Here is a 26,217-nt window from a genome sequence, read left to right as displayed (position 1 = left end):
CATGTCCGCCACAGGACTCAACAAATTGTTGAATCGGCTGGCCGGTGGTTCGTAACGTCAATCTCGCGACCTGGTTCTGGCAACCGGACTCCCGCTACCCCTCTGTGGGGCCGGCGTCGGATGGCTGGGTCGCCGCCCGTCACTTCCTCGCCGGACTGGAGACGTCATGTCCCGAACCCTTCCCCCTGCGCGCACTCGCAGGCCCGTGCGCAGATTCTCCGCGCTGGGCCTCGCCGCCTTGTCGGCGGCCGGCGTCCTCGCCGCGGCGATTCCCGCCCCGGTGCAGGCCGCGACGACCCCGCGACCTGTGTTCAAAGCGCCGTTCAGTTGCAATGAGACCTGGGTGGGTGAGAACGGGTCGCACCACTCGGACCCTGACTCGATCGACTTCAACTGGGGCGCCGGCTCCCAGGACAAGGGCAAGGCGGTACGGGCGAGTGCCGCCGGTACGGTCATCAGGTCCGGCCTCTACGGCGACGGCGTCTCCGCTGTCGAGATCGATCACGGTGGCGGGTGGAAGACACGCTACCTGCACATGCAGACGAGCAGCCTGATTCCCAGGGGCACGAAGGTTGTCGCCGGAACGATCGTCGGCAAGGTCGGCAACGTCGGCTCGCCGGCGTACCACCTGCACTATGACCAGTACGACGGCACGAAGATCGTCCAGTCGTACTTCGACGGCGTGCCGTGGAGGCACACCACCAGCCGTACCCCGCTCAAGAGCACCAACTGCGGCCAGTCCACCTCCGGTCACGACTTCAGCGGTGACGGGAAGGCGGATGTGCTGGCCCGCACTACGGCGGGGGAGCTCTACCTGTACAAGGGCAGTGGCACTGGCGGCTTCCAGGCGGGCCGGACCAAGATCGGCAACGGCTGGCGGGTCCTGAGGAAGCTCCGTTGCAGCACCAACCGGATCACCGCCGTCGTCCGAGCCGTTGTGACCCTCGAACTCGCCAGCTGATCAAGATGGAGAGCGCTCAAATCTGCGGGGTCAGGTCACCGAGATTTGCCACTTGCCGTGGTCGGACAGGGTGACGTATCCGTGCTGCGGGAGACGCAGGGTGCCCTTCTGGTTGACAGCGGAGGTGAAGCGGATCAGCTGCTTCCCGCCGTTGGCCGGCGTGTAGATGATGGTGCCGGGGGAGTCGATGAAGTCGTAGTGCACGACCGGGGCGTATTCGAAGTACGGCTTGGGGCTGAAATAGCCGAAGGTCTCGGTTCCCTTTCCCCGGGCTGTTTTGGTCGGGAGCCGAGGCAGCGCGTCGCTGTCCACGATGCGCAGCTTCCACCGGCCCAGGCCACTGGCGGCCTCGTTGCCCACCATGACTCGCCAGATGGCGAGGGCGTCACAGTCGGCAGGCAGGACGATGTGCGACGGCCCGGCCCGGTCGATGGTGACGAACGCGTCCTGGGCCCGCTGGTGATAGGGGCCCTTGCGCACGGTCGACAGGTTGAAGCTCGTAGTGAATCCCGCGCGGAACTCCAAGAGGACCGGCTTCCCGTCCCCTGCGCCGGGTATCTCGACAGTCCGGCTGCGCCAGCCGGACCATTTAGCGGACGTGGTGCTGCCCACGTTCCCTCCCCTGTGTCGGTTGCGAAGCGCTCCGGAGGCATGGTGGCACGCGGGTCCGGGCACCGGCTCCGGCTGCTGTGCTGGAAAAGAACCTGACAATCTCCTGGGTGCCAGGCACCGCCGACGTCGGGGCGGCCTCCGTCATCGGAAGACCGGCTTCCGCACCTCGCGGGGTACCGACCGAAGAGGGGCAAGGAGCTTCGCGTCCTCGCCCCTGTTGAACCATCCGTCAGGTTGGAAGAGGCTCAGTGGGGGCCGCCAATGACCGCTCGGACCTGTCCCACCCGTGCCCCTCAGAACCTCAATGAGCCGGTCCCCGGCGGGATCGGCGGCAGTCGGCTGCTCCCGGAGGGGACGCTTGAGGTGGCCGGCGCCCGGCCGCGCCGAGCCCCCACCGTTTGTCAGAGGAGTCATCATGACCACGTACGCCGAACAGAAGAGCATCCAGGACCTGGAACGTGCCTGGATGGACGAAGCCATCAACATTGCCACCACCAGCGTGAAGAACGGCGGCGGTCCGTTCGGCGCGCTGATCGCCCCGGCCTCGTTGTTTCATGACGGTGGCCGGTTGATCGTGTGCCCGTGATGTCGCGTTGGTTCCTGTCCGTGGGCGGTCCCGGTCAGGGGTGCGCGTCGGCTGACGTGCCGGAGGGCGCCGGGTTCCACGGTCCCGGGGTCTGCCGGTGGCCTCCTCTCGATGTTTGGTGGGGTCGTTCGAGCTGGTCAGATGGGATAGGGCAGGGCGAGGATCCGTTCGAAGGCGTGAATGATCGCCGTGGCCCACGGCCAGGTGGAGGGGAGTTTGAGGCGTCGTTTGCGCTGGCCGCGCACGAGGCGGGCGGGGACGTGGAGGATGCGGTAGCGCAGGGTCTTCGGGGTGGCTTTGGCGAGCTCGCCGTCCAGGGCGAGGAGTTGGAACCAGGCGCGGAGATCAGCGGCCAGGTTCGTCGCCATGAGCCAGGCGGTGTTCACCCTCATTTCGCGGGAGGGCAACAGGCCCATTCCGGACGCTTTCTGGTCGCGGATCCTGGGCTCGACCCTTGCGTGCTTGCGGTGCCGGGCGTCCAGGTGGGCGATCTGGCCGCGCCGGCTGTTGGTCGCGAAGGTCTGGTAGCGCGCCTCGTGCTTCAGCTCGTAGGCGCTGGCGTCCTTGACGTAGCGGGGATGCAGGAGTTCCTTGCGGGCGATCACCCGGCGGTGCGGAGGCCAACCGGTCAGCTCACCGAGCAGAGCGGTGATGTCGACGACGAACGCGCCCTCGCGCACGCCGCCGTCCACTCCGCCGCCGGCCGGTTGCCACAGTCCCCGCTCATCGACCAGCTCGATCGCCGCCTGCTCGCGTGCGGTGAAGGCCCAGCCCGCCGAGTACTCCCAGCGGAAGGTCGGGCTGGTCCGGCCGCCCGCGGAGGCGATCCACTCGATCAGCTTGTGCGAGAACCCCGCCCTGTCCACCCGGAAGAGGATCTTCTGCCGTCGCCACCAGGGGGGTTGGGCCACCGCACGGGTCAGGATGTCGATGTTCACGTCCGCGTCGTTCGCGCTGACGTTGCCCGGATGCAAGGTAGTAGCGAGTTCCTCGCCGGTGTTGTCCAGAGTCGCGACGAACACGTGGTGCCCCAGGAACCCTTGTAGGTGCCATGGGTCCCTTCCTTATCCGACGGCGCCGCGATCAGCGTCCCGTCGCTGTCGATCACCGTCCAGCCGGACAGCGGCACCCCCTCGACGGTCACCTCGGGAAACCCCTCGGGACGGTCCCGCAGCAGCCCGTACACATGGCGGCGCACCTCCGCGCGGGCCTTTTCGACCCGGGCCAGGCCCGGGTCACCGATCTCGCTCAGCGTCCGCCAGGCCGTGGAATGGGAGGCGACGGGGCCGAACACCGGCCGCTGATGCTCCAGCAGGTGGATGTCGCGGATGCAGGTGGCGCCCAGCGTGATCGCCATCGCGAGGTCGACCATGACCTGGCCCCGGTCGTGGACCGGTGCGAACCCCGGCCGCGCGAGCGCCGCCGACAGCGCCCCGGTCAGCCCCGTCCGCTCCGCGAGCAGCCGCAGGTGCACCCCTCCCACATGACCGACCTGCCCCTTTCCGTCCCCCGACATCGCCAGGCCGCGTGTCCACTCGCTACCCTGCACGTGAAAGGTGCCCCCACCCGCTCATGATCCAAGCTTTCAACAAGCCGGATCATCGCAGGTCAAGGGGCACCTTTTGCAATTTGTGACGCGCCGTCACCACTCCTGGAATTCACGGCGAAACACCGAGGCAGGGGTGAGGAAATTATTGCGATCGGCAACAACGTCACTTCGCGCCTGGACCCGACCGCGCACGGCGAGGTGAGCGCGATCCGTTCCGCCTGCCAGAAGCTAGGCACCTTCTCCCTCGAGGGCTGTGTCCTGGTCACCTCGTGCGAGCCGTGCCCGATGTGTCTCTCCTCCGCGCTGTGGGCGCGAGTCGACCAGATCATCTTCGCCGCAGACCCGGACGATGCCGCGGTGGCCGGTTTCGACGATCGCAAGTTCTACGACCTGTTCGAGAAACAGCCCGCGGAGCTGTGGCCGATGGCGATCAAGCGGGTGGACATGTCGAAGCGTAGGGCGCCCTTCGACGCGTGGCTGGCCAAGCCCGACCGCATCGACTACTGACAACCCGGTCGCCGGCCGAACCGAACCAAACAGACCACTGACCCACTCTGTAAAGCCCCAGGACCCACTTTCCGTGGCCTGGGGCTTTTGGTGGCCCACGGGTGTCCAGGACCGCCGGCTCTCCACCGCGGCGATCCGAAGGGGACCGGGACCGGCCGAGCCGGAGGGGCGTCCGGGAACCGAGCCCGGTCATGCCGAAGGGGTGCCCCGCATGTGTGCGTTCGCACGAGTACGGGACACCCCTGGCAATCCGGGGGAATCAGTTCCCGTCGGCCTCGAAGGTGAGCAGCAGGTCGGCGGCGACGCTCACGGCGATCGTCGCGGGGGCCTTCCCAGTGATGCCGGCCAGTCCGATCGGGGTCTTGATCCGATCGATGGTGGCGTCGTCGTGGCCGCCCTCGGTCCGGAGGCGCTTGCGGAACCGTACCCACTTCGCCGCCGACCCGATCAGCCCGATGGAGCCGAGGTGGGTGGTGCGCAGGGCGGCGTCGCACAGTGCGGCGTCCTCGGCGTGATCATGGGTCATGATCAGGACGTGGGTGCCGGGCGGCAGCTCTTCCAGCACATCCTCGGGCAGCAGCGGTGTGTGGTGCACATGCACCTGCGCCACCGAGTCCGCCAGCACGTCGAGCCGCTCCTTGGTGAGCATTTCGGCGCGGGTGTCGACCAGATGGAGGTCGAGGTCCTGACGTGCCAGGATGCGCGCCAGTTCCAGCCCGACGTGTCCCATGCCGAAGACCGCGACCGCCCGTACCACCGGCAGGGGCTCGAGGAGCACCGAGACCGTGCCTCCACAGCACTGGACGCCGTGTTGGTTGCTCACTTTGTCGTTCAGGGCGAAATCCATCAGCTCTGGCTCGGGCTTGGTCGCGACGATCATCTCCCGGGCGCGATCGATCGTGACGGCCTCGATGTTGCCGCCGCCGATGGAACCCCAGGTCTCGCTGTACCCCACCACCAGCTTCGCACCGGCTTCACGCGGGGCGTGGCCGCGCACGATCGCGACGGTCACCAGCACGCCGGACTCCCGGCGCGCCCGCAACCGCGCGACCGCGGTGACCCATGTCATGTCAGGCACCGCTCAGTACTGCTGCGTCGGTGCGCGGCTGGCCGTTTCCGGCGTGGCCGGTCGCGGCGAACTCATCGCGGGCGGGGTCGTCCTGGGAGGCAGCGCCCCGGCGGGCCTGCTCTATCGCCCAGAACACCGCTTCTGGTGTCGCGGGCGAGGCCAGCTCGACGCTGACTCCACCCGGCCCGAACGCGGCGGCTGCCTGACGCAGCGCCTCTCGCACCGAGAACGCCAGCATCAGCGGAGGCTCACCCACCGCCTTGGAGCCGTAGACCGCGCCCTCTTCGGTGGCGTTCTCCAGGAGGGTGACGTTGAACACCTCGGGCATCTCCGAGAAGCTCGGCAGCTTGTAGGTGCTCGCGGCCTGAGTCAGCAGTCGGCCGCGGTTCGGGCCGTCGGTGGCGTCCCAGCGCATGTCCTCGAGCGTCAGCCAGCCCGCTCCCTGCACGAAACCGCCCTCGACCTGGCCGATGTCGATCATCGGGGACAGGCTGTCGCCGACGTCCTGCACGATGTCGACCCGCCGGATGCGGTACGCCCCGGTGAAGCCATCCACCTCGACCTCTGCCGCGGCGGCGCCGTGGGAGAAGTACTTGAACGGCGAGCCCTTGAACGACTTGGCGTCCCAATGCAATCCCTCGGTCCGGTAGAAACCGGCGGCTGATAGCTGGACCCGCTGGAGGTACGCGGTGCGCACCAGGTCGTCCCAGGCCAGCTCCTTGTCGCTGCCCAGGGTGCGTGCGACTCCGTCGACGATGCGTACGTCCGAGCCGTTCGACCCCAGCTGCGAGGCAGCCACCTGCAGCAGCCGCTCGCGCAGCTGCTCGCAGGCGTTCTTCACCGCGGCGCCGTTGAGGTCCGCTCCGGCACTGGCAGCGGTGGCGGAGGTGTTGGGCACCTTGTCGGTCCGCGTCGGGGCCAGCCGGACCTTGTGCAGCGGGATGCCCAGGGTGGTCGCGGCCACCTGCAGCATCTTGGTGTGCAGCCCCTGGCCCATCTCGGTGCCGCCGTGGTTGATCAGGACGGAGCCGTCCTTGTAGATCAGAACCAGCGCGCCGCCCTGGTTGAAGGCGGTGAGGTTGAACGATATGCCGAACTTGACGCCGGTGACCGCAAGGGCCCGCTTGGTGTTCGGGTGCGCGGCGTTGAAGGAGGCGATCTCGCGCTTGCGATCGGCGACACCGCCGTTCTCCAGGGTCTTGCGCCAGACGGCGGGGATCCGCTCGTGCTGGACGATCGGCTGCCCGTACGGGGTCGCCTGGCCCTGCTGGTAGAAGTTGCGCTCCCGCAGCTCCATCGGATCCAGGCCGAGCAGCGGCGCGCACCGGCCCATGATGTCCTCGATGACCAACATGCCCTGCGGTCCGCCGAAGCCGCGGAAGGCGGTGTTGGAGACCTTATTGGTCTTGGCGATGCGACCGGCGATGCGGGCGTTGGGCAGCCAGTAGGTGTTGTCGATGTGGCAAAGCGCACGGGCCACCACCGGCTCGGAGAGGTCGAGGCTCCAGCCGCCGTCCCCGGTCAGTGTGGCGTCCAGTGCCCGGATCCGGCCGTCGGCGTCGAAGCCGATCTTCCACTGGGCGTGGAACCCGTGGCGCTTGCCCGACATGGTCATGTCCTGCGTCCGGTTGAGCCGCACCCGGACCGGTCGGCCGGTCAGCTTGGCGCCGAGCGCGGCGACGGCCGCGAACCCGTGCGGCTGCATCTCCTTGCCGCCGAAGCCACCGCCCATCCGCAGACACTGCACAGTGACCTCGTGGCTGTGCAGACCGAGCACATGCGCGACGATTTCCTGGGTCTCCGAAGGGTGCTGGGTGCTGCTCTGGACGAACACCTGCTCGGCCTCGTCGATGTGGGCCAGTGCCGCGTGCGTCTCCAGGTAGAAGTGCTCCTGGTCGGAGAACTGGAACTCACCGGTGAACACGTGCGCGGAGTCGGCGAAGCCCGCGTCGACGTCTCCGGTCACCATCAGGGGCCGGGCGCCGTGGAAACTCTCGACCGCGATCGCGTCCTGCAGCGTGACCACGGAGGGCAGCTCGTCGAGGTTCACCTCGACGGCCTCCGCACCCAGCCGGGCCGCCTCCAAGGTCTCGCCGAGCACCCAGGCGACAGCATGGCCGTAGAACATGACCTCGTCGGGGAAGACCGGCTCGTCGTGCTTCATGCCGGCGTCGTTGACACCGGGCACGTCGGCGCCGGTCAGCACACGGACCACACCGGGCACGGCGAGCGCGGGCTCGGTGCGCAGCGCGGTGATCCTGCCGTGGGCCTTCATGACCTGGACCGGATAGGCGTGCAGCAGGTTCTTGGCACGGTAGACCAGGTCATCGGTGTAGAGCGCGGTGCCAGTGACGTGCTGAGTGGCACTCTCGTGCGGCATCGAGACGCCGACAACGGGCCTCTCGGGGCGTTGGGACAAATGACTCATGGCGACACCGCCTCAGTGGTTTGCGTATACAGCTTCAGCAGGCTCTGACCCAGCATTGCGGAGCGGTACAGGGAGCTGGCGCGGTGATCGCTCATCGGCGTTCCCTCTCCCCGCAGCACGCGGGCCGCGGCCTCGACGGTCTCCGTCGACCACGGCTTGCCCTCCAGGGCCGCTTCGGTGGCGAGGGAACGGATCGGGGTGGCGGCCACGCCGCCCAGGCCGATCCGTGCCTTGCGGACGATCCCGCCCTCGATGTCGAGCGCGAAGGCGACCGCCACGCTGGAGATGTCGTCGAAGCGGCGCTTGGCGATCTTGTGGAAGGCCGTGACCGGCGACAGCGGCAGCGGGATGCGTACCGAGCGGATCAGCTCGCCGGGACGCCGCACGCTCTGCCGGTAGCCGGTGAAGTACTCGGCCAGCGGGACCTCGCGCTCGCCGTCGCCGCCTGCGAGGATCAGCGACGCATCCAGTGCGAGCAGCACCGGTGGGCTGTCACCGATGGGGGAGCCGGTACCGAGGTTGCCGCCGAGGGTCGCGCCGTTGCGGATGAGCCGGGACGCGAACTGCGGGATCAGCTCCGCCAGCAACGGGATGCCGCCGTCGAGACGGCGCTCGATCTCGGTGAGCGTCAGCGCCGCACCGAGCTCGATGTGGTCGGACTCGACCCGCAGCTCCCGCAGCTCAGGCAGCCGGTCGATGCCTACCACGCAGTTCGCCCGGCGGGACCGGATGTTCACCTCGACGCCCCAGTCGGTGGATCCGGCGACCAACACCGCGTCGGGCCGCTCGCGCAGCAACTCCAGTGTCTCGGCCAGGGTGTTCTTCCGCAGGAACGCGCTGTCGCCCTGGACGTACTCGGTGGCGACCGATGCGGGCGGGGACTGCTCACGACGCTGCGCCAGTAGGTCCTCGTCTGTGGGCATGCCGACGGCGAACGCCGCATCGCGAATCGGGCGGTAGCCGGTGCACCGGCACAGGTTTCCGCTCAGTGCGTGCAGGTCGAAACCGTTGGGGCCATGCTCGGCGTCGGCGCTGTCGGCCGCGTCCGTACCGCTGTCCGGCTCCGCGTGCGCGCACCGGTTGGGCCGGTAGTACTCGGCGGCCATGCTGCAGACGAATCCCGGGGTGCAGTAGCCACACTGAGAGCCGCCGCGGACCGCCATCTCCTCCTGCACCGGGTGCAGGGTGACCGGTGTGCCGGCTTCGTTAGCGGTGGCGAGGCCCTCGGAGGTGATGATCTCCTGGCCGTCGAGCGCCACGGCGGGGATCAGGCAGGCGTTGACCGCCACCCAGTCGGTGGGCTTGTCCACCCCGGGGCGGGCCACCAGGACCGAACAGGCGCCGCACTCACCCTCGGCGCAGCCCTCCTTGGTTCCGGTGAGGCCACGCTCGCGCAGGAAGTCCAGCGACGTAGTGTGCGGCGTGGCCGGCGAAATCAGTGTCTCTTTCCCGTTGATCGTGATTTGCGCCGCTACCATGACAGGCCTTCAATTCGGTGCGTGATCGGTCGGTTCATCAAGTTCGCCAATTTTCAGGCAGCTTTCCGTGTTCAGGTGCGCCAGGTGCGAGAAGTGGGCGCAGCAGGGCACGCAACAGCGACGCGCCGACAGGTGGTGACAGGAAGACTGTGATGTGCCACGAACGGGCACATCAGAACGGCGCGATCAGCAGCCGTGCGCGATCCGACCGGGGACCCAGACTGTGCACTGGGCGAGGCGACCGAGGTCAGAGCTGGTGTACATCTGAGGATCGCCTCCTTCCGGTAGCTGTGAATAGACGCCGATCGCAAATTAGTGGCTTGGGACCACCGAGGTCAAGAGGCCGGTCTCCACCGCTCGGGAACCGGCCGGAGGGCGGCCGGGTCGCCGCCCTGGAAACTGCGTAACCGCCAGTGGGCCCGCTGCGAGGACCGCATCCGAGGCGTCCGCGACACCGGTCTGCGAAACCTTCCCCCCACGCACAGACCCCGGCCCGGCTGGAGATCGTCCAGATCGCCCTCGACCTACCAGCCTGCGTGCCGCAGGCGGCGGTGAGTTCGGCGTCGGCGGCAGCCGCGCGGGCGACCTCGCGGATCTCGTCGATGAGGACGTGCACCGACGTGTCCAGGCCTGGCAGCGGGTCTGTGGTGTCGATCGCCTCGGCGACCGCGTCGAGCAGCAGCCGTCGGGCCGCGGGCGTGGCCCAGGCAGGCCGGGGCGGGGTCGTGAACCAGCTGACATTGCCTCGGCCGTTCTCCTGGTGTCCTGCCCCGGCCAGGCAACGGGCCAGGCCCTTGAGTCCGTCATCTTCTCTGTCAAGTTCAGCGTCTTGAACTGAGGTGTTTCTCTTTGGCAGCCGGCTAGTTCGACGGTGCGCCGGCAGTATTGAAGGATGTTGACGGAGTCTGCGAGTGACGGCATGATGACCGACTGCGTGGCCTACGCCGAACCTCTCGCGACCGTCCCCAGCACGGTCTCCCATTCGGAGGCAAAGGGACCAGCGTCTCAGGTCGTTGTTGCAGCCCGATCGCCTCGGGCGAGGTTGCTGGGGAGCTGTCGCTGTAGTCGACGAGCGCGGCCATGACCATCGTGAAGACGCCCTGGGTGTTCTGTCCACGGCGGCCTTGACGAGGAGGTCGCCCTCCAGTCCCTGCCCTTGCCGAATACTTCATCCATGCAGGTGAGATGGCGTTGGGGTTTCCGGGTGGTGGCCAGGACTTCGTACCGGTCCAGCGGTGTCGGATCGAGGGGGCGGCCGTCTTCGAGCAGAGCGGTGGTGCCGTTGATGCGTGCTCGGAGCGTGGACAGAGTACGGCGTGCATCTCCGGGTTTCATGATGTCCGCGAGTTGCGTCGAAGGGGCGCAGGGAGGCGTGGTCGTACTACGCGCTTCCGAACTGACAGCAGACGTGATGTATCGGTTATGGGGAGTGTTTCGAGTTGGTGCGGCTTCGTAACGGCATACCACGGACCCTCACCGCTCGGGCGGTGATGGCCGTGTGTGCCCTGACCGGGCTGGTCTCGTTCGATGTGCTGGTCTACATGTTATTGCGGCTCTGGCGGCAGCAACCGGAGGTCGGCCGGGACGGGGGGTCGCGGAAACGCTCAATGCCATCGTCCTCGGCGCCGGAGTCGTGGTCGCGCTGGTGACCCTGACGGTGGCCGTAACGGTGGGGGTGCGTGGGCTCCTGGCCACCTGGCGGGCCGCCCGGTGGATCGACGGGCATGCCCTTCCGCCCTGCGAACGGCTGTTGGCGATCGCCCAGTCTGTCGGTGGTGTGGGTGATAACGATGTCAGGCTTGTCCAGCTCGACGCGGACAAACCCATTGCCGTCACGCATGGTCTGCTGCGGCCCGTGGTCGCCATCAGCACCGGCCTGACGCAGCGAACGACCGACGACGAACTGGCCGCGGTGCTCGGACATGAGCTGCACCACGCCCGGCGCCGGCATCCGCTGGGGCGGCTCGTCGTGGAGACGGTCGCCTCGACTCTGTGGTTCGTGCCGGGCCCGCGCGTCGTCGCGCACCATGTGAAGACGCGTCAGGAACTGTCGGCGGACCAGGCCGCCCTGGCCTTCGCCGCGCCCAGCGTCGTCGCGAGCGCCCTGGTGAAGTGTCTGCCCGATTCCGCTCGACCGGGCATCGGCGCAGGAATGGGCGGTGACACCGCGCTGGCCGCCCGCGTCGAGCAGTTGGAACACGGCGCGAAGCGGTTCGCCAGATTTCTGCGCTGCTGTCACCTGCGCCGCTTGCTGCTGTGCGTCCTGGTCCTGCTGGCACTGATCCTGTACTGCTGCCTGGCGGCCGTCGTCGGAGAGCCGCTCACGCCCTTCTACTGAGCCGCTGACCCGTTCCTCCGTCTCCCGCCCGCACGGGAGACGGAGGAACGGGCCTGGGAAGTGGTGTCCCCGCCGTCACGCCACGCGCGCGTCCGCGACAGTCAGCGCCTCGTCGATCCTGGCCAGACCCTCCCGGGCGTCCTCCTCGTGGTCGGAGGCGAACCAGGCGCCGGTGCGGCCGAAGCCGACCATGATCTCGTCCAGGATCAGCATGATCCCGTACCGGTCGCACAACTCCCGCACCCCGGCCAGGTAGCCGTCCGGCGGGACGAGCACGCCACTGCTGGTGCCGCCGACCGGCTCCAGCACGATGGCGGCGATGGTCCGCGCGCCCTCCAGGACGATCACCTGCTCCAGGTGCTCCAGCGCCCGTGCGCACTCCTGCGCCTCGTTCTCGGAGTAGAACGCCGAGCGGTACAGGTACGGCGGGAAGAACCGGACCACTCCCGCCGTACCGGTGTCGTTGCGCCACTGGCGGGGATCACCAGTGAGCTGGATGGCCGTCGAGGTGGCGCCGTGGAACGAGTGGTGGGCGGCCAGCATCTTGAACCGTCCCGTGTGCAGCCGCGCGAGCCGCACGGCGTGCTCCACGGCCTCGGCGCCGCCGCTGGTGAACAGAACCCGGTTCAGGCCCTCGGGAGCCAGCTCCGCGATCTTGCGGGCGGCGGTGGCGCGCCGTTCCTCGGTGAAGTGCGGGGCGATGGTGCACAGCCGGTCGGCCTGGGCCTTGATCGCGGACACCAGCCGCGGATGCTGATGCCCGAGGTTGGCGTACACGAGCTGGGAGGAGAAGTCGAGATAGCGGTTGCCGGCGTAGTCCCAGAACCACGATCCCTCCGCTCCGGCCACCGGCAGAGCCATGTGCGTGCCCTGCTGCACCCAGCCGCGGAAGACATGTGCGGCGTCATCGGCGGCGACCGCCTTGGCTGCTTCAAGTCCATTGCCTGTCTCGGATGTTGTCATGCGTAGCACGGTAGGGCGGAGCCCTTCCTCCTCCTAGTTCCGTTCGGGCGAGCTGATCGGGTACGTAGTGCAGGTCACCGGTGCTTTCTGCGGTAGGGCCAGTTGTCGGTGAGCACCCCGTCCCCGGTCTTGAACCAACTGGTGCAGAAGCCGGCCCACACGGTGCCCGCGGAGCCGTCGTCCACCCGGCGCTGCCAGGTGTCCAGCGCGAGCGGCGGTCAGGCCGGCGAATCCGGCGCCGATCACCGCCACTCGCGCGGACGGGCCCTGACGTTCCGTCATGGCTGGACGGGGCCCGTCTTGCGGTACACCGACACATGGGCCTGGCTCCCGGCGGTGAAGGCGCCGCCCTCCCAGTCCGCGTACCGGTGCTCCAGGGTGAGCCCGGCCAGCCGGGCCATCAGGTCCAGCTCGCTCGGCCACACGTAGCGGAACCGTACGGTGTGCTCCCGCTCGGTGTCCGAGTCCTTGAGGCTGTAGTGCGGGTACATGTGCTGACGGACCGGGTCGTGGCGGGCGATGCCCAGGTTGAGGCTCGTGACGCCGCTGCGCGCCACCTCCATCTGCTGCCCGCTCTGCCGCGCCATCTCGAAGCGCGCGGTGTCGGGCACGAAGCCCTGGAAGACGAAAGCGCCGCCGTCCGGGAGCAGCGCCGCCGCACTGGCGAGGCAGCGTGTCTGTTCCTCCTGGGTGGCCAGGCTGTAGAGGGTGTTGAAAACGACGTAGACCAAGCCGAAGGGGCCCTGCACGTCCGGTGTCACGAAGTCGCCGTGCACCAGCGACACCGTGTCGCTGCCGGGCTTGCCGCGAAGTCCGGCCAGCATCTCCTCGGAGGCGTCGATTCCGGTGACGTCCACGCCACGGGCGGCCAGCGGCAGCGCCACGCGTCCGGTGCCGACGCCGAGTTCGAGTACGCGCCGCTCCCCGGTGTCCTTCGCGACGTGCTCCGCGAGGTCGGCGAGGAAACGCACGGTGGGCTCGGTGTCCTCCTGGAGACGGACGATCCAGTTGTCGTAGATGTCGGCGAGTTCCTCGCCGTAGCTGGTGGGGCCGTAGTTCTCCTGAGTGGTCATGCTGGGAGTCAACCTCCGAGGAGAGAAGTGCGGCCAGGCTCCATCGGCCTGGCCGTCGGGGGCGGGTTGAGCGGTCAGTCCGCCGACAGGCGGACGGCGAGCCGGGCGAACGGTGGGAAGGGGATCCAGGCGAAGGCCCGGACCAGATCGTGTTCCACCGCGGCGCCGGCGAACTGGGGGGCCGTGGCCACGGCTCCGGTCGGCAGGGTGGCCGTCACCGAGCGGAAGTCGTAGACCACGAACCGGCCCCCGGGCCGCAGCACCCGGGCCACTTCACTGATGGCGCCGGGGACATCGTCCCAGTGGTGCAGGCTGAGAGTCGTGACGACCAGGTCCATCGTGCCGTCTTCCAGCGGCAGGTGCGCCGCGTCGCCGAGGTGCACGGTGACGCGGTCTTCCAGCCCCTGGGCAGCCGCATGGTGCCGGGCTCGGCGCACTATCGAGGGAGCGATGTCGAGCCCGTGCAGTGCCAGGTCCGGGCGCCTGCGGGCGGCGGCGAGCAGGAGGTGCCCCGGGCCGGTGCCGATGTCGAGGATGGCGCCGCCGGCGGGCACGGACGAGGTTTCCGAGGCGGCCCGGCGGTACAGCCCGCCGAGTAGCCGCCCGGAGAGCCGGTCGTACCAGACGCTGCTCATGCCCATCCCGCCGGGTTCCCGGTGGGCGTGGCGGTGAACGGGAGCGAGGCGCATGAGGCCGCGGAGTGCCGTGTTCAGCGGACGGCGCATGTCGATTGTCTCCGGTGCGTGGTGGCGGTGAGGAGAGGCTGTCGTGCGGCCTCTCCTCACCTGTGGGTAACGGTCGGTTTTCCGAAAGGGGATCAGGCCGCGGAGGGCTTGGCCTCGGTGTCCGTCTTCTCCTGGGCGGGGCCCGGCCTGACGCGGGGCACCAGGACCAGCAGCAGGAGCAGCAGCATGGCCAGCGGCACGCCCCAGACGAACACGTCCGGGATCGCTTCGGCGGTGGCGGCCGGGGAGACCGGGCCGTCGCCGACCTCGCGTGCCAGCAGGTTGCCGAAGAGCGCCACACCCAAGGCCATGCCGAGTCCCCGCATGGAGAGGTTGGCCGCCGTGGTCGCCGCGAGGTCGCGCGGTGCCGCCGCGTTCTGCGACACCACCACGAGGTTCTGCATCAGCAGCCCGAATCCGGCGCCGAGGACCACCATGGCCCCCGCTGCGTAGAAGTAGTCCCGGTTCGGGTCGATGGTGGCCAGCAGTACGAACGCCCCGATCAGCACCACCGCGCCGGCCAGCAGGTACGGCTTGAACCGCCCGCTCTTGCCGGCCTTGCCGCCCGCGATCGCCGATACGACGATGAACGGGATGAAGTACGGGGTCAGAGCGAGCCCGGCGCGGGTGGCGCTCCAGTCGTACGCGGTCTGCAGGAAGGTCGGCATGAACACCACCGACCCGTACAGCAGCGTGCCCAGGACGGCCGTGGCGGGCAGGATCAGACGCAGCGCGGGATTGGCGAACAGCCGCATCGGCAGCAGCGGATCGGCGGCGCGCTTCTCCCACTGGACGAACGCCGCGAACAGCGCGACGCATGCCACAGCGAGCCCGATGATCTGAGCGGAGCCCCAGTCGTACTCGCGACCGCCCCACTCGGTGACCAGCAGGAGACTGACCACGGCGGCGACCACCAGGACCGCTCCGGGGTAGTCGACACGGTCTGTGGCGCCGGCCCGCGGCAGCCGCAGCGCGATGGCGCAGAGCGCGACGGACAGCACGCCGATGGGTACGTTGATGTAGAAGATCCAGCGCCAGCCGGGCCCGTCGGTGATGGCGCCGCCGACCAGCGGCCCGCCGACGCTGGCGAGCGCGAACACCGCGCCTGTGAGCCCCTGGACCTTACCGCGCAGATGCTGCGGGTACAGCTCCGACAGGGCGATGGTGGGGATCACGAACAGCGCGCCGGCGCCGATTCCCTGAACCACGCGGGCGGCGATCAGTTGCGGCATCGACTGCGCCATGCCGCACAGCAGCGAGGCGACAGTGAACAGCACGACGGCGGCGATGAACACCGCACGCCGTCCGTAGCGGTCGCTGATCCGTCCGTAGAAGGCGCCGGTCGCCGTGGCCGCCAGCACGTACGCGGTGACAACCCAGCTGAAGCTCCCGGCACCGCCGATGTCAGCGGTGATCTCCGGCAGCGCGATGACCACGACGGTCTGGTCGAGCACGTTCAGCAGCATGCCGAGGACCAGGGCGATCGAGGCGAGCGGTACGTTGCTGCGGTTGGTCTGTTCCTGGCCGGAGGTGTCGCGGGTGGACTCTTCGGGCTCAGCGGGAATGCTCTCGGTCATGTGCTCTCACGCCCTCCCGGACGCGAACGGGTTGGGTAGCTTGAACTCGGCGCTGAGCAGGTCCTGGTCGATGATCGCCCCGGCCACCGTGCCGCTGGCGGCTGCCGCTATCACCGCGGCCATGGGCGCGGGCACCGTGGCGCGGCGCGCCATGTCGCCGGCGGCGTAGACGCCGGGCACGCTCGTCTGCGCGAACTCGTTCACCTCGACGCTGGCGTCGGGGAACATGGCGCAGCCCAGGAGCTGGGCGAAGGGGGCACGCTGGTGCAGCACGGTCTTGATGAAGACGGCGTCCCGCCCTAGCGTTCCACCGCCCTCGAAGGCGATGTGGCGCAGTTGGCCCGTCTCACCGACCAGCGCGGTCACCGGCTCCGGCCGGACCGTGACGTCATTGGTCTCCAGTACGTTCTGGAGCATCGGCTCCAGCGGCTCGCCGCCCGTGCACAGCACTATGTCGGCGGCGAAGCGGCTCAGTTGGAGGGCGAGCCTGACCCGCTCGGGGCCGGTGCCGAGCACCGCGATGTTCTTGCCCGTGACCTCGTATCCATGGCAGTACGGGCAGTGAAAGGCCGATTTGCCCCACAGCTCGGCGGCGCCGGGCACGGGGGGCATCTCGTCCCGCAGCCCGGTGGCGAGCAGCAGCCGACGCGACTCCACCACGGTGCCGTCGGCCAAGGTCGCCTCGAAGTGCTCATCGGTCAGTCGGCGCACGGCGTCCACCGCCACGGAGCGCACTTCCACGTGCGGGTAGGCGGCCAGGTTCTCCCGGCCGAGTTCACGCAGGGCAGCGGGCGAAGTGCCCTCGTGAGTCAGGAAGTTGTGCATCGCCTCGGCCGGCGCGTTGCGTCCGTCATCACTGTCGGCCAGCAGCACCCTGTGATGAGTCCGGCCCAGGGTCAATGCCGCCGACATCCCGGCAGGGCCTCCGCCGATAATGATGACGTCCTTCATGTCCATGTCCATGTCCATGTCCTGTGCCCGCTCCCGTTGTGTCGTGTGACGTGTCTGATCGGCTTGACCTGGACCCAACTCTGCAAGTTAATGTCAACATGAAGTCAAGTGGTGCGGAGCCGACAATGACCATTGGTGAACTCGCCGAACGGTTCGATCTGCGCCCCCATGTGCTGAGGCACTGGGAGTCCAGCGGGCTGCTGTCCCCCGCCGAGCGGGTGAACGGCAGGCGCCGCTACACCAAGCGCCATATCGCCCGAGTCGCGATGATCGTTCGGGGCAAGGCCGCGGGCTTCAGCCTCGAACAGCTTCGCGACGTCCTCGACGCAGGGAACGCAGACGCCCGTCAGGCCCTGCTGAGCGCCCACTACGAGGACCTGGAGCGGCGCATCCGGGAGATCGAGGCGTCGCGCACGCTGATCGAGCACGCGATGAGCTGCCGCGCGCACGACTTCACGGAGTGCCCCGGCTTCAGCCGACTGGTGGAGTCGCTGAACGAGGGAACACAGACCGCCAAGGCACACTCGGTGGAACTGCGCGGGCACGTCCACTGACGTCAGCCGCCGCGGCGGCTGACGCGAGGGGTTCTGCTCGCGGAGTTTCACCGAGCGCCTGCCCGGCCCCCGCGCCCCGGGCCGCTTCCACAGACACCGGGACGTCAGGCCTTACCGGACCCCCGAGAACGACACCCGCATCTTTTCCGGACCCCGGAGAATCACGTGCGGGCGGTACTCCAGGGACTCCGTCACCACTTGCGGGTTCTCCACCCGGGAGAAGAACGCCTGCAGCGCGAGGGCCGCCTCCAGCTTGCCCAGGTTCGCGCCCAGGCAGCGGTGCACTCCGCTGGAGAACGACAGGTGGTCCAGCCGTCGGCCGGAGGCGCGGGTGATGTCGAAGCGGTCGGGGTCGTCGAAGACCTCGGGGTCGCGGTTGGCGGCCGCCGCCAGCAGCAGCACATCCATGCCCGCCGGAATCTCGAAGTCGTCCAGCTGGATGGGTTCCTTCGCCATGCGGTGCAGGATCTGTACCGACGGCTCGAACCGGAGGATCTCCTCCACCGCCGGGAACGCGAGGGAGGGTTCCTCTCGCAGCAGAGCCAGCTGGTCGGGATGGCGCAGCAGCGTGAGAATGCCGTGCGAGATCAGGTTGGCGGTGGTCTCGTGCCCGGCCATCACCAGCAGCGCCAGCGTGGCGAGCAGCTCCTTCTCGGAGAGCCGGTCACCCTCCTCCTCCGCCTGTGCCAGACGAGCCAGCAGACCCTCGCCACGGGCGCCGCCGGACGCGATCAGGTCGCGGAAATACTGGTAGAAGGCGGCCCGGGTCTCGGTGTCCTCCTTGTCGATCTCCGGCGTCCGGTTCGCCGCCATCAGCGGGTCGAGCGCCCGCCCCAGCACCGTGGACCAGGTGCCGAAGATCTTGTGGTCCTCCGCCGGGACCCCGAGCATCTCGCAGATCACCCGCACCGGGACGGGATAGGAGAACACGCTCGGGATGTCGACGGGCGAGCCGGACCTGGCCACCTGGTCCACCAGGTCGTCGACGATCTCCCTGATCCGGCCCTCCAGGCTCTGAACCATGCGCGGCGTGAACGCCTGGGTGACCAGGCCCCGCAGCCGGGTGTGGTCGGGAGGGTCGAGAAAGGTCATGACATCCTTGCGCGACTCGACCGCATCCGTACTGAGAATCCTGGACTTGCCGCGGTCGGCGCTGGCCAACGGGGAGCGCAGCACGGTTTCCACGTCCTTGTGCCGGCCCAGCACCAGCAGCGCGCCGTCCATCGCGTAGAAGGGCGACGCCTCACGCATCAGGTGCAGCACGGGGTACGGGTCTGGGCGGTTCGCCGGGTCGAAGAAAGTGATCAGATGCTCTTCCGGGCTCCGCGTGGTGGAAGCCGTCGTCGTCTCCGTCATGGGCCGAGGATCCGGCCACCGTCCGGTGTCCGACCAGCCGCCGACGCCGTGGTCGTTCGGGCACCTCGCATACACCCTCCAAAGGGCACTCCCTCCCGCGCGCGCCCAGCCCCGAGGGTAGCCAGCCATGGGAACCGAACCGCTCGACCCCGTGACCGCGATGACCGCGTACGCGGCACCGCCGCCGCGGGGAGCAGCTTTCGACGCCTGGCGTGCCTGGGAGAGCCGGGACGGCGCGGACGGAGTGATCGCGGCGGGCATCCTGGCGGCCAACGCCCGCAACGTCCAGCCGTGGCGGTTCACCGTCGGCGACCACTCCACCCGGATCGACGTGTACGCCGACCTCAACCGCCGGCAGGGCGCACTCGACCCGTTCGACCGCGAACTCTACGTGGGACTCGGCTGCGCCCTGGAGAACATGGTGCTCGCTGCCCGGGTCCGCGGACACGAGCCCGAGCTGTGCCTGATGCCCGACCCGGCCCGGCCCGAGCACGCGGCGGTCATGCGGCTCACCTCCGGCGAATGAGTCCCGTCCGAGCTGTACGACGCCATACCGCACCGTCGCACCAACCGTGGCCCGTTCCTGCGTCAGTCGCTGCCCCGGCCACTGCTCGACGAGATCGCCGCGCTCGCCGGTCACGACCCCGGCGGCCCCGCCTTGCTCTGGTTCGCCGACGAGGGGGAACGGGACCGGGTCGCGCGGCTCCTCGTCGAGGCCACCGAGGCCGTCATCGCCGACGAGGGTCAGTCGCTCGCCGGCCACCGCTGGTATCGGGGCACCGACCGTGAGATCGAGCGCAGCCGTGACGGGATGACCGTGGACACCCAGGGCATGCCGCCCCTGATGAGCACGTGGGGCAAGCGGCTGCCCGCGCCCTCGCGGCGCACGGCCGACCGGTTCTGGCTGCGCAACACACGCAACGTGCACGTGGCCACGGCCGCCGCCTTCGGAATCATCACCGTGGCCGACGCGGACGACAGGGCGCAACGGATGCGTGGCGGGCGGCTGCTCCAGCGCGTCCACCTGTTCGCCACCGCCAGAGGGCTGGCCGTCGGCCACCTCAACATGATGACCGTCCGCGCCGACCGGGAACGCGAACTGGGCCTTCCGCCGCGCTTCGGCAAGGCGCTGGAGGAACTGGTCGGCGACCCCGGCAGACAGGCACTCGTCACGTTCCGCATCGGTCGTCCGGGGCGTGCCGCGGGCACGAGCCCCCGGCGGCCAGTCGCCACCGTCCTCGGCACCGACGCCGGGTGATGCGGGACTCCCAACCCACCGTAAGGCGGACCTGCTCCGCCACCATGCCGAGGAGGCAGAGACCACCATGTACGACGCGATAGTCGTCGGTGCCCGGGTCGCCGGAGCGACCTCGGCCATGCTGCTTGCGCGGGCCGGCCACCGGGTTCTCCTGCTCGACCGGGCGACCTTCCCCAGCGACACCATGTCCACCCACTACGTGCACCAGCCCTCCATCGCCCGGCTCGCCCGGTGGGGCCTGCTCGACCGCCTCGTCGCCACTGGCTGCCCGCCGCTCGACGTGGCCCGATGGACCCCAGATCCGGGACCTGGGCGCCCTGCGCTGGCTGCATGCGGGCGAGTCCGTAATTTTGTTCGGCCCGGTCGGGGTGGGCAAGACGCATATCGCCCAGGCGCTGGGACACCTCGCCGTCCGGCAGGGCGCCCACGTCCGCTTCGCCAAGACCAGCCGGATCCTCGCCGAACTCGCCGGCGGCCACGCGGACCGCACCTGGGAGAAACGGATCCGCGAACTGGTACGGCCCCGACGTGCTCATCCTCGACGACTTCGCCATGCGCCAGCTCTCCGCGGCCCACGCCGACGACCTCTACGAACTGGTCAGCGAGCGGCAGGGGCGGTCCTTGATCATCACGAGCAACCGGGCGCCCAGCGACTGGTATCCCCTCTTCCCCAACCCCGTCGTCGCCGAGTCCCTCCTCGACCGGCTCATCAACACCAGCCACCAGGTCATCATGAACGGCCCCAGCTACCGTCCGAACAAGCGCCCCAAGAACCCCACCGACAAGCCCGCCAAGCCGTCAGTCAAGTAGCCGCCATCGGCGCCCGGGGCTGGGGAATTAGGTGAACTCAGCCCCGGGGAAATACGGGCTCTGGCGCTGATCTTGTGACGGCCGGGTCCGGGTGCCCGGAGAAGTTCGGCGGGCGGCCGCTGAGCGGCGTGGTGGGGACAACCCCCGGAGGGATCCACCGGCCAGCAGGCGGGCCGCAGCCGTGCCGTGCCTGGAGTATCGGGAATGCAGAACGACCGCTCCTCCCAGTTACGAATCGAGACCACGATGTGGCGCACTGCGCAGCAGGACCCGCCCGCCAGCCCTTCCTCTGACTTGGGCGCCGCGTCCGCGGCTGTGCGGGTGCCGCCCGCGCCGGTTCGTGGCGCATGCGCGTTGTGGATGACGGCTGTGGCCGCCGGCGCGTTCGAAACCGTCTTGGCCGTTGGCAGAATGATCGCTGATGGCTCGACGCCCCGCCACAGACGGCCTGGCACCCCATCCGACCGCCCGCGAGGGCCCGACACCTGTGGACATGTGGAAAAGCTGGGCAGACCAGCGGACACCCCACGCCATCCACCTCGTCCACCGACCTCAACGATCCGAAACCCCCGAAACGACCACTTCGGAATCAAGCCGGTGGATCAGGGCTGAGTCGTGACGATCGGGCCTTGGATCCTGCACGGTCGCGGCATCTGTGGATGCGTGGCGCTGGAGGATGGTCCTAGTGATGTTTCGTATCAGGGTGATGTCAGGCCGGTTGTGGTTCTTGGAGAACCAGGTGAGGGCCATGGTGCAGGGCGGTATGTCTACGACGTCGCGATACCGGATTCCAGGGCGTGGGTAGAAGTCGCGGACTGAAGCGGGCAGGAGCCCGATGGCTTGTCCGCGGGCGATCACGGAGAGCACGCCCTCGATGTCCACGGCCAGCGGCCCGAAGCGGATGGGGATGCCCTTGGGGCGCGGGTTGACGGCCCAGAAGTCCCGCCACACCTGCGGCGATTCCGGCGGCATGGTGCACATGGTGTGAGCGGAGAGTTCATCGAGTGTGAGCCGGTCGCGGGCGGCCAGGGGATCGTCGGCTGGAAGGCCGGCGATACGGGGCTCCTCGGCCAGGAACTGGACCTGGATACCGGGAGGCACGGGCGGGCGCAGGAAGGCCACGTCGACTTCACCGCGGGCGAGGGCCTCGTACTGGTTGACGAAGTTGAGGCTGCGCATCTCGATGGTCAGGTGCGGGCGTTGAGTGTGCAGTTCATCGAGGATGGCGCGGGTGTGGGGCATCGCGGGCTCGGCAGTGAGGGTTCCAATGACCAGCCGTCCCGAAATCTCACGGGACCGTGCCTCGGCGGCCAGGCGCAGACCGTCCATGGCGTCCGCGACGGCGCGGGCCTCGGGAAGGAGAGCCTGCCCGGACGAAGTGAGCTCGACCGCGCGGGTAGTGCGCTCGACCAGCTGTAAGCCAAGCCTGCGTTCCAGGGTGCGGATCTGCTGGCTGAAGGCCGGCTGCGACATGAACAGCCGCGCGGCGGCACGTCCGAAGTGCAGCTCCTGGGCCAAGACCAGGAAGAGCCTCAACTGCTGAATGCTTGGGTCCTTCGATCCCACCGTGTTCATTCGAAGACCTTATCAATCCGGCGTCAACTCCGATCGCGAATGTCTTTCGCGGGGACCTGCCATCACGCAAGACTTCTCTCCAAGGGCGGTGTGACTCCGGCAGCCACGGCGCCTGTATGCGGGGTCGGCTCGTCGACTTCGCAGACACCGGCTGCCCACACGTCAGGCCGCGGTGACTGCCTGGCAGGTCGATCACACCCGGCGCGACGCTGATGGGTCGGGACCAGCAATTTAAACCGGGGGAGAAGCGGTGTGTCTGCGTTACCGCGAAGGCTGAGGAGAGGGAACAAGAAGCGGCAACTCGCGGTCGCGGTCTGCGTCCTGTGTCCGGAACGGGCGGTACCAGCCGTCATCTACGCCGCCTCCGGTTCCGGCGCCGGCGACCCTGATGCGCCTGGACGGCTACGGAGGCAGCACCTATGAGTGCAATTTCGACAACAGCTTTCAGAAGTGGACCATCCGGCGTTGAGCGGACAACACATACGAGCTGAAGAGTGTTTACGCGGGAACGTGCCTGGATGACAGCGAAGCCTACGGACTGCAGACCTTCCCCTGCAATGCGACGCCGTACCAGAGCTGGTGGATGTGACCCGGAGCCAGCACCTAGTCCGGCGCCCTGCCACGAACCGAATTGAAGGGTGCTCCAATGGCGTCAGACCCCAAGGTCCTCACTGCACAGCAGTGGGTGAACGCGACCTATGGCAACGTATCGGGATACGAGCGGTGTCCGGAAAACGGCCGTACCGGCTGGTCCACCATGTACTCCCTGACCATGGGTCTGCAGCATGAATTGAGTATCAGCCCAGTGGCCGCCTCGTTCGGTCCCACGACCGTGTCGAGGCTTGCCGCACTGGGCGACCTCAAGGTGGGGTGGAAGAAGAACGACAACATCGTCCGGATCCTCAAGCACGGCCTGTTCTGCAAGGGGTACTGGGGAGGGTCGGAGGAAGGCGAGATCGACTCGGTGACCACTGATTCGATCAACGAGCTGAAACGCAACATGGGGCTCTTCCCCGACAACACAGTCCAGGCGAAGGTGTTCAAGAGCGTCCTGAACATGGATGCCTACGTCGTAGTCGCAGGTGGCGCCAAGGAGGTCCGGGAGATCCAGCAGTGGCTCAACGGCCGGTACTGGCAGAAGGCCGCCTACAACATCGGCCCCGCCGACGGGATCTACTCCCGTGACGTGCAGAAGTCTCTGATGACAGCCATCCAGTACGAGCTGGGTATTGCCGAGCCCAACGGGAACTTCGGTCCGGCCACCCAGGAGGGGCTGAAGAAGCACACTCTCGTTCAGGGCGACTCCGGGCTCTTCGTTCAGTTCTTCTCCGCCGCGTGCGTCTTCAACTCCCCCACGTACGACAAGGTCGGCGAAGCCGTGCCAACGACCTGGCGGTCCAGCTACGATGCGAAGCTTGTCGAGTGGGTCGGCTATTTCCAGGAGTTCAATCGGCTGGCGGTGAACGGCAAGGGCACTTACGAAACCTGGGCCCAGTTGCTGGTCTCCATGGGAGACCCTAACCGCGGGGCAACCGGATCGGACACGCGGTTCGAGATCACCGGCTCCCGTGCGAAGTGGCTGCGGGACAACAAGTTCGAAATCGTCGGGCGTTATATTTACGACCCTCCCGGGTCCAAACTCGACAAGGAAATCAAGCCTGGCGAGCTGGACACCATCTTCGCGAGCGGCCTGAGAGTTTTCCCGATTTATCAGGACAACGCTCGTCAGCTCTCGGACTTCACCTACAGCCAGGGGTATCAGCACGGGCTGAATGCTCATGCGCGCGCCTCTGTTTACGGGTTCGAGCGAGGGGCCACCATCTACTTCGCCGTCGACTACGATGCGACCGCCGCAGAAATCGAATCCGCCATTATTCCCTACTTTCACGGGGTGCAGGCTGCGCTCGCCAATCAGGGGAAGAAATACACGCACGGAGTGTACGGGTCGCGGAACGTCTGTATCAGTGTCAGCAACAAGACTTTCGCTCGGTACTCCTTCGTTTCGGGCATGTCCTGGGGGTTCTCGGGGAATCTCGGATTTCCCATCCCCAGGAACTGGTCCTTCAACCAGATCCAGGAGACCAAGGTCACCAACGGCTCCGACGTGTTCGACCTGGATCGCGACGTCGTCTCCGGAATCGACCCCGGCGTCTCGTCGGTAGGTGGCGTGGCCGGCCCTGCGGACGACTTCATCACCTACATCACCGCGCTGTACGTGATGGCCGGGAACTACGACCCCGGAGCGTCCGTTCAGGATCGAAGCCGACTCGTCATGGAGTACATTCGGCACTACGAGTACGGAAACAAGAGCTGGGACAACGAGTTCGGCTGGTGGTACCTCATCGGCGGCTACAACTCGGGATTCGTCGATTACTGCAAGTCCCAGTCCATGTTCATCAAGACCAGTTTCAAGGATCCCTTCACGGGCTACGAACTCGGTACCGAGCACATGATGGCCACCGCCAACGCGCACCTCCTGAAGGCCCAGCCGGCGATCCAGGGGGAAGCCAACGGAGGCGACGTCGGTGGCTGGGCCGGCGACCTGATGACGTTCTGGGCCGACTGGCGCAACTCCGAAGCGCGGTACGCCGACCCGCTCCAGTTCTGCCACGAGCGGCTCGCAGTTCCCGGTGTCGCGTCGACCTTCTCCTTCACCGACCTCATAGAGGACGCCGACGGATATCTGCTCGCCCGCGCGGTGCGCAACGGCAAGAGCATCGTCGAAGCGGTGCGGGACCACTACAACGGCACGGGTGGTCTTCGCCGCTTCAGCGAATACTTCACCCAAAGGTGGGGCAACGCCGCCGCCTGCAAGACCTCCGCACACGGCGCCATGATGACGGCGGAGAAGGTCCTCACCCCTGCCCGGCTCTACCTCATCACAGGCGCCGGTGCGGTCCTCCCGTATCAGTACGTGGAACTTCTTCCCGGCGGCGCCGAGAACCTCAGCAGGTTCGAGCAGGGCTTCGTCGACGCCTTGCTGGCCCGCATCGATATGGAGAAGAGCAGCATTTCCACTTACCGGAAGACACACGAGAAGTACCTGCAGTCGGCACGCTCCCGCTCCGCTCGCCGGGAGCGCCAGTGAATAAGAAGAGCAAAGTGCAGGAAGAAGAAAGAACAAGAAGGAGAAAGAAGCAGCCATGCTCTCAGCCGAAGTGACACGGCGTCGGCTTCTCGGCACCGGTGCCGGGATCGCCGCCGCTGCAGCGCTGGCCAACCTCGCCGGGCCCGACCAGGCCGTTGCGGGTACCCACGCCGGCCAAGCCGTTGCGGGTGCCCGTAAGTGGACGGGGTCGACCTCGGCCAACGGCTGGCCGGTGCTGGGCGAGGCAACCAGTCACATCATCGAGGGCAGCGGCCAGAAGGTCTCGCTCGCCGGCGGCGACGCCGCCACGGTCCTGCTGCACGTGGCCCGCCGCTTCCACTACGAGATCGACTCCCTGCGCTCAGGGGACGTGCACGGCTGGTCCGGCGACCGCGAGGTGACCGAGGACTACGAGTCGAACCACCTCTCCGGCAGCGCGATGGCGATCCGCCCCGCGTGGTATCCGGTCGGCTCGAAGGGCAACCTGTTCCCGAACGAGCTGGTCGTGATCCGGGACATCCTCGCCGAACTCGACGGAGTCGTCGCCTGGGGCGGTGACTTCACGAAGCCCAAGGAATCCCACTTCGAACTCACACTCAAGGCCGGTCACCCCCGGCTGAGAGGCGTCGCCGGCAAGATCCGCCGGTGGGACGACGAACCAGGGCCCGTGGGCGCGGGCGTCACCGACGCCTTCGACCCCGAGCGCCGCGGCGCTGCGCGGGCCTATGCCCGGCGTAAGGGGTAAGGCCCCGGCGGGCG

The 26,217-nt window shown here is 68.1% G+C and carries 19 protein-coding genes and 6 pseudogenes; 12 read left to right on the top strand and 13 right to left on the bottom strand.

Features of this window, described 5'->3' with window-relative positions:
* Positions 1–343: 343 nt before the first annotated feature.
* A complete protein-coding gene (locus ACZ7L9_RS25760; RefSeq protein WP_471418590.1) occupies positions 344–961 on the top strand; it encodes a M23 family metallopeptidase in 618 nt (205 codons plus the stop codon).
* Positions 962–991: 30 nt separating this feature from the next.
* On the opposite strand, the gene ACZ7L9_RS25755 is transcribed toward ACZ7L9_RS25760, so the two are convergent.
* The gene (locus ACZ7L9_RS25755; RefSeq protein ID WP_471418588.1) at positions 992–1,573 is read right to left on the bottom strand and encodes a hypothetical protein; all 582 of its coding nucleotides are present in this window, start codon (positions 1,571–1,573) and stop codon (positions 992–994) included.
* Between the two features lie 415 nt (positions 1,574–1,988).
* Here ACZ7L9_RS25755 and ACZ7L9_RS25750 point away from each other — a divergent pair.
* A pseudogene (locus tag ACZ7L9_RS25750) lies at positions 1,989–2,111 on the top strand (nucleoside deaminase); the annotation flags it as partial.
* 185 nt (positions 2,112–2,296) lie between these two features.
* Here the strand turns inward: ACZ7L9_RS25750 and ACZ7L9_RS25745 are convergent.
* The gene (locus tag ACZ7L9_RS25745; RefSeq protein WP_471418586.1) at positions 2,297–3,181 is read right to left on the bottom strand and encodes a transposase; all 885 of its coding nucleotides are present in this window, start codon (positions 3,179–3,181) and stop codon (positions 2,297–2,299) included.
* Complete coding sequence (locus ACZ7L9_RS25740) at positions 3,094–3,642, bottom strand: hypothetical protein (RefSeq protein WP_471418584.1); 549 nt, start codon at positions 3,640–3,642, stop codon at positions 3,094–3,096. The genes ACZ7L9_RS25745 and ACZ7L9_RS25740 overlap by 88 nt, the downstream gene beginning before the upstream one ends.
* Positions 3,643–3,846: 204 nt before the next feature.
* Here ACZ7L9_RS25740 and ACZ7L9_RS25735 point away from each other — a divergent pair.
* Positions 3,847–4,215, top strand: a pseudogene (locus ACZ7L9_RS25735) (nucleoside deaminase); the annotation flags it as partial.
* Positions 4,216–4,474: 259 nt separating this feature from the next.
* On the opposite strand, the gene xdhC reads toward ACZ7L9_RS25735, so the two are convergent.
* Genes xdhC through ACZ7L9_RS25720 form a run of 3 tightly spaced genes read right to left on the bottom strand, consistent with a single transcriptional unit; the run spans position 4,475 to position 9,190 of the window.
* Positions 4,475–5,284: a xanthine dehydrogenase accessory protein XdhC gene (gene xdhC, locus ACZ7L9_RS25730; protein WP_471418582.1), complete on the bottom strand. Its 810-nt coding sequence runs from the start codon at positions 5,282–5,284 to the stop codon at positions 4,475–4,477.
* A 1-nt stretch (position 5,285) separates the two neighbouring features.
* Complete coding sequence (gene xdhB, locus ACZ7L9_RS25725) at positions 5,286–7,712, bottom strand: xanthine dehydrogenase molybdopterin binding subunit (RefSeq protein WP_471418580.1); 2,427 nt, start codon at positions 7,710–7,712, stop codon at positions 5,286–5,288.
* A complete protein-coding gene (locus ACZ7L9_RS25720; RefSeq protein ID WP_471418578.1) occupies positions 7,709–9,190 on the bottom strand; it encodes a xanthine dehydrogenase small subunit in 1,482 nt (493 codons plus the stop codon). The genes xdhB and ACZ7L9_RS25720 overlap by 4 nt, the downstream gene beginning before the upstream one ends.
* 396 nt (positions 9,191–9,586) lie before the next feature.
* Between ACZ7L9_RS25720 and ACZ7L9_RS25715 the strand changes: the two are divergent.
* A pseudogene (locus ACZ7L9_RS25715) lies at positions 9,587–9,747 on the top strand (IS1380 family transposase); the annotation flags it as partial.
* A 1,076-nt stretch (positions 9,748–10,823) separates the two neighbouring features.
* Positions 10,824–11,528: a M56 family metallopeptidase gene (locus ACZ7L9_RS25710; protein ID WP_471418576.1), complete on the top strand. Its 705-nt coding sequence runs from the start codon at positions 10,824–10,826 to the stop codon at positions 11,526–11,528.
* Positions 11,529–11,675: 147 nt separating this feature from the next.
* Here ACZ7L9_RS25710 and ACZ7L9_RS25705 read toward each other — a convergent pair.
* The 5 genes and pseudogenes from ACZ7L9_RS25705 to ACZ7L9_RS25685 form a co-directional block, all read right to left on the bottom strand.
* Positions 11,676–12,491: pseudogene (locus tag ACZ7L9_RS25705) on the bottom strand (aminotransferase class III-fold pyridoxal phosphate-dependent enzyme); the annotation flags it as partial.
* A 278-nt stretch (positions 12,492–12,769) separates the two neighbouring features.
* Positions 12,770–13,564, bottom strand: a complete 795-nt coding sequence (locus tag ACZ7L9_RS25700) for a class I SAM-dependent DNA methyltransferase (RefSeq protein WP_471418575.1) — start codon at positions 13,562–13,564, stop codon at positions 12,770–12,772.
* 74 nt (positions 13,565–13,638) lie between these two features.
* Positions 13,639–14,289, bottom strand: a complete 651-nt coding sequence (locus ACZ7L9_RS25695; RefSeq protein ID WP_471418573.1) for a class I SAM-dependent methyltransferase — start codon at positions 14,287–14,289, stop codon at positions 13,639–13,641.
* Between the two features lie 92 nt (positions 14,290–14,381).
* Positions 14,382–15,866, bottom strand: a complete 1,485-nt coding sequence (locus ACZ7L9_RS25690) for an MDR family MFS transporter (protein WP_471418570.1) — start codon at positions 15,864–15,866, stop codon at positions 14,382–14,384.
* A 6-nt stretch (positions 15,867–15,872) separates the two neighbouring features.
* A complete protein-coding gene (locus tag ACZ7L9_RS25685; protein WP_471418568.1) occupies positions 15,873–16,829 on the bottom strand; it encodes an NAD(P)/FAD-dependent oxidoreductase in 957 nt (318 codons plus the stop codon).
* 113 nt (positions 16,830–16,942) lie between these two features.
* On the opposite strand from ACZ7L9_RS25685, the gene ACZ7L9_RS25680 reads away from it, so the two are divergent.
* Positions 16,943–17,371, top strand: a complete 429-nt coding sequence (locus ACZ7L9_RS25680) for a helix-turn-helix domain-containing protein (protein ID WP_471418566.1) — start codon at positions 16,943–16,945, stop codon at positions 17,369–17,371.
* Between the two features lie 111 nt (positions 17,372–17,482).
* Here the strand turns inward: ACZ7L9_RS25680 and ACZ7L9_RS25675 are convergent, their stop codons facing one another.
* The gene (locus ACZ7L9_RS25675; RefSeq protein WP_471418563.1) at positions 17,483–18,727 is read right to left on the bottom strand and encodes a cytochrome P450; all 1,245 of its coding nucleotides are present in this window, start codon (positions 18,725–18,727) and stop codon (positions 17,483–17,485) included.
* A 127-nt stretch (positions 18,728–18,854) separates the two neighbouring features.
* On the opposite strand from ACZ7L9_RS25675, the gene ACZ7L9_RS25670 reads away from it, so the two are divergent.
* The 4 genes and pseudogenes from ACZ7L9_RS25670 to ACZ7L9_RS25655 form a co-directional block, all read left to right on the top strand.
* Positions 18,855–19,253 (top strand): hypothetical protein, encoded by a 399-nt coding sequence (locus tag ACZ7L9_RS25670; protein WP_471418561.1) that lies wholly within the window; start codon positions 18,855–18,857, stop codon positions 19,251–19,253.
* A gap of 132 nt (positions 19,254–19,385) precedes the next feature.
* The gene (locus tag ACZ7L9_RS25665; protein ID WP_471418560.1) at positions 19,386–19,985 is read left to right on the top strand and encodes a hypothetical protein; all 600 of its coding nucleotides are present in this window, start codon (positions 19,386–19,388) and stop codon (positions 19,983–19,985) included.
* Between the two features lie 67 nt (positions 19,986–20,052).
* A pseudogene (locus ACZ7L9_RS25660) lies at positions 20,053–20,265 on the top strand (FAD-dependent oxidoreductase); the annotation flags it as partial.
* A 16-nt stretch (positions 20,266–20,281) separates the two neighbouring features.
* A pseudogene (locus ACZ7L9_RS25655) lies at positions 20,282–20,795 on the top strand (ATP-binding protein); the annotation flags it as partial.
* Between the two features lie 552 nt (positions 20,796–21,347).
* On the opposite strand, the gene ACZ7L9_RS25650 reads toward ACZ7L9_RS25655, so the two are convergent.
* Positions 21,348–22,370: a LysR family transcriptional regulator gene (locus ACZ7L9_RS25650; RefSeq protein ID WP_471418557.1), complete on the bottom strand. Its 1,023-nt coding sequence runs from the start codon at positions 22,368–22,370 to the stop codon at positions 21,348–21,350.
* Between the two features lie 646 nt (positions 22,371–23,016).
* Here ACZ7L9_RS25650 and ACZ7L9_RS25645 point away from each other — a divergent pair.
* Both ACZ7L9_RS25645 and ACZ7L9_RS25640 read left to right on the top strand, forming a co-directional pair.
* Positions 23,017–25,458, top strand: a complete 2,442-nt coding sequence (locus ACZ7L9_RS25645) for a glycoside hydrolase domain-containing protein (RefSeq protein ID WP_471418555.1) — start codon at positions 23,017–23,019, stop codon at positions 25,456–25,458.
* A gap of 55 nt (positions 25,459–25,513) precedes the next feature.
* A complete protein-coding gene (locus ACZ7L9_RS25640) occupies positions 25,514–26,203 on the top strand; it encodes a hypothetical protein (RefSeq protein ID WP_471418553.1) in 690 nt (229 codons plus the stop codon).
* Positions 26,204–26,217: the final 14 nt, after the last annotated feature.

The organism is Streptomyces sp. NPDC111516 (assembly GCF_055635345.1).
This window is presented reverse-complemented; position numbering and strand designations above follow the sequence as displayed.

Coding starts and splice junctions, on each gene's coding strand:
- xdhC (WP_471418582.1), bottom strand. CDS start 5,284: ATGACATGGGTCACCGCGGTCGCGCGGTTGCGGGCGCGCCGGGAGTCC.
- xdhB (WP_471418580.1), bottom strand. CDS start 7,712: ATGAGTCATTTGTCCCAACGCCCCGAGAGGCCCGTTGTCGGCGTCTCG.
- ACZ7L9_RS25720 (WP_471418578.1), bottom strand. CDS start 9,190: ATGGTAGCGGCGCAAATCACGATCAACGGGAAAGAGACACTGATTTCG.
- ACZ7L9_RS25700 (WP_471418575.1), bottom strand. CDS start 13,564: ATGACCACTCAGGAGAACTACGGCCCCACCAGCTACGGCGAGGAACTC.
- ACZ7L9_RS25695 (WP_471418573.1), bottom strand. CDS start 14,289: ATGCGCCGTCCGCTGAACACGGCACTCCGCGGCCTCATGCGCCTCGCT.
- ACZ7L9_RS25690 (WP_471418570.1), bottom strand. CDS start 15,866: ATGACCGAGAGCATTCCCGCTGAGCCCGAAGAGTCCACCCGCGACACC.
- ACZ7L9_RS25685 (WP_471418568.1), bottom strand. CDS start 16,829: ATGGACATGGACATGAAGGACGTCATCATTATCGGCGGAGGCCCTGCC.
- ACZ7L9_RS25680 (WP_471418566.1), top strand. CDS start 16,943: ATGACCATTGGTGAACTCGCCGAACGGTTCGATCTGCGCCCCCATGTG.
- ACZ7L9_RS25675 (WP_471418563.1), bottom strand. CDS start 18,727: ATGACGGAGACGACGACGGCTTCCACCACGCGGAGCCCGGAAGAGCAT.
- ACZ7L9_RS25670 (WP_471418561.1), top strand. CDS start 18,855: ATGGGAACCGAACCGCTCGACCCCGTGACCGCGATGACCGCGTACGCG.
- ACZ7L9_RS25650 (WP_471418557.1), bottom strand. CDS start 22,370: ATGAACACGGTGGGATCGAAGGACCCAAGCATTCAGCAGTTGAGGCTC.
- ACZ7L9_RS25645 (WP_471418555.1), top strand. CDS start 23,017: ATGGCGTCAGACCCCAAGGTCCTCACTGCACAGCAGTGGGTGAACGCG.
- ACZ7L9_RS25640 (WP_471418553.1), top strand. CDS start 25,514: ATGCTCTCAGCCGAAGTGACACGGCGTCGGCTTCTCGGCACCGGTGCC.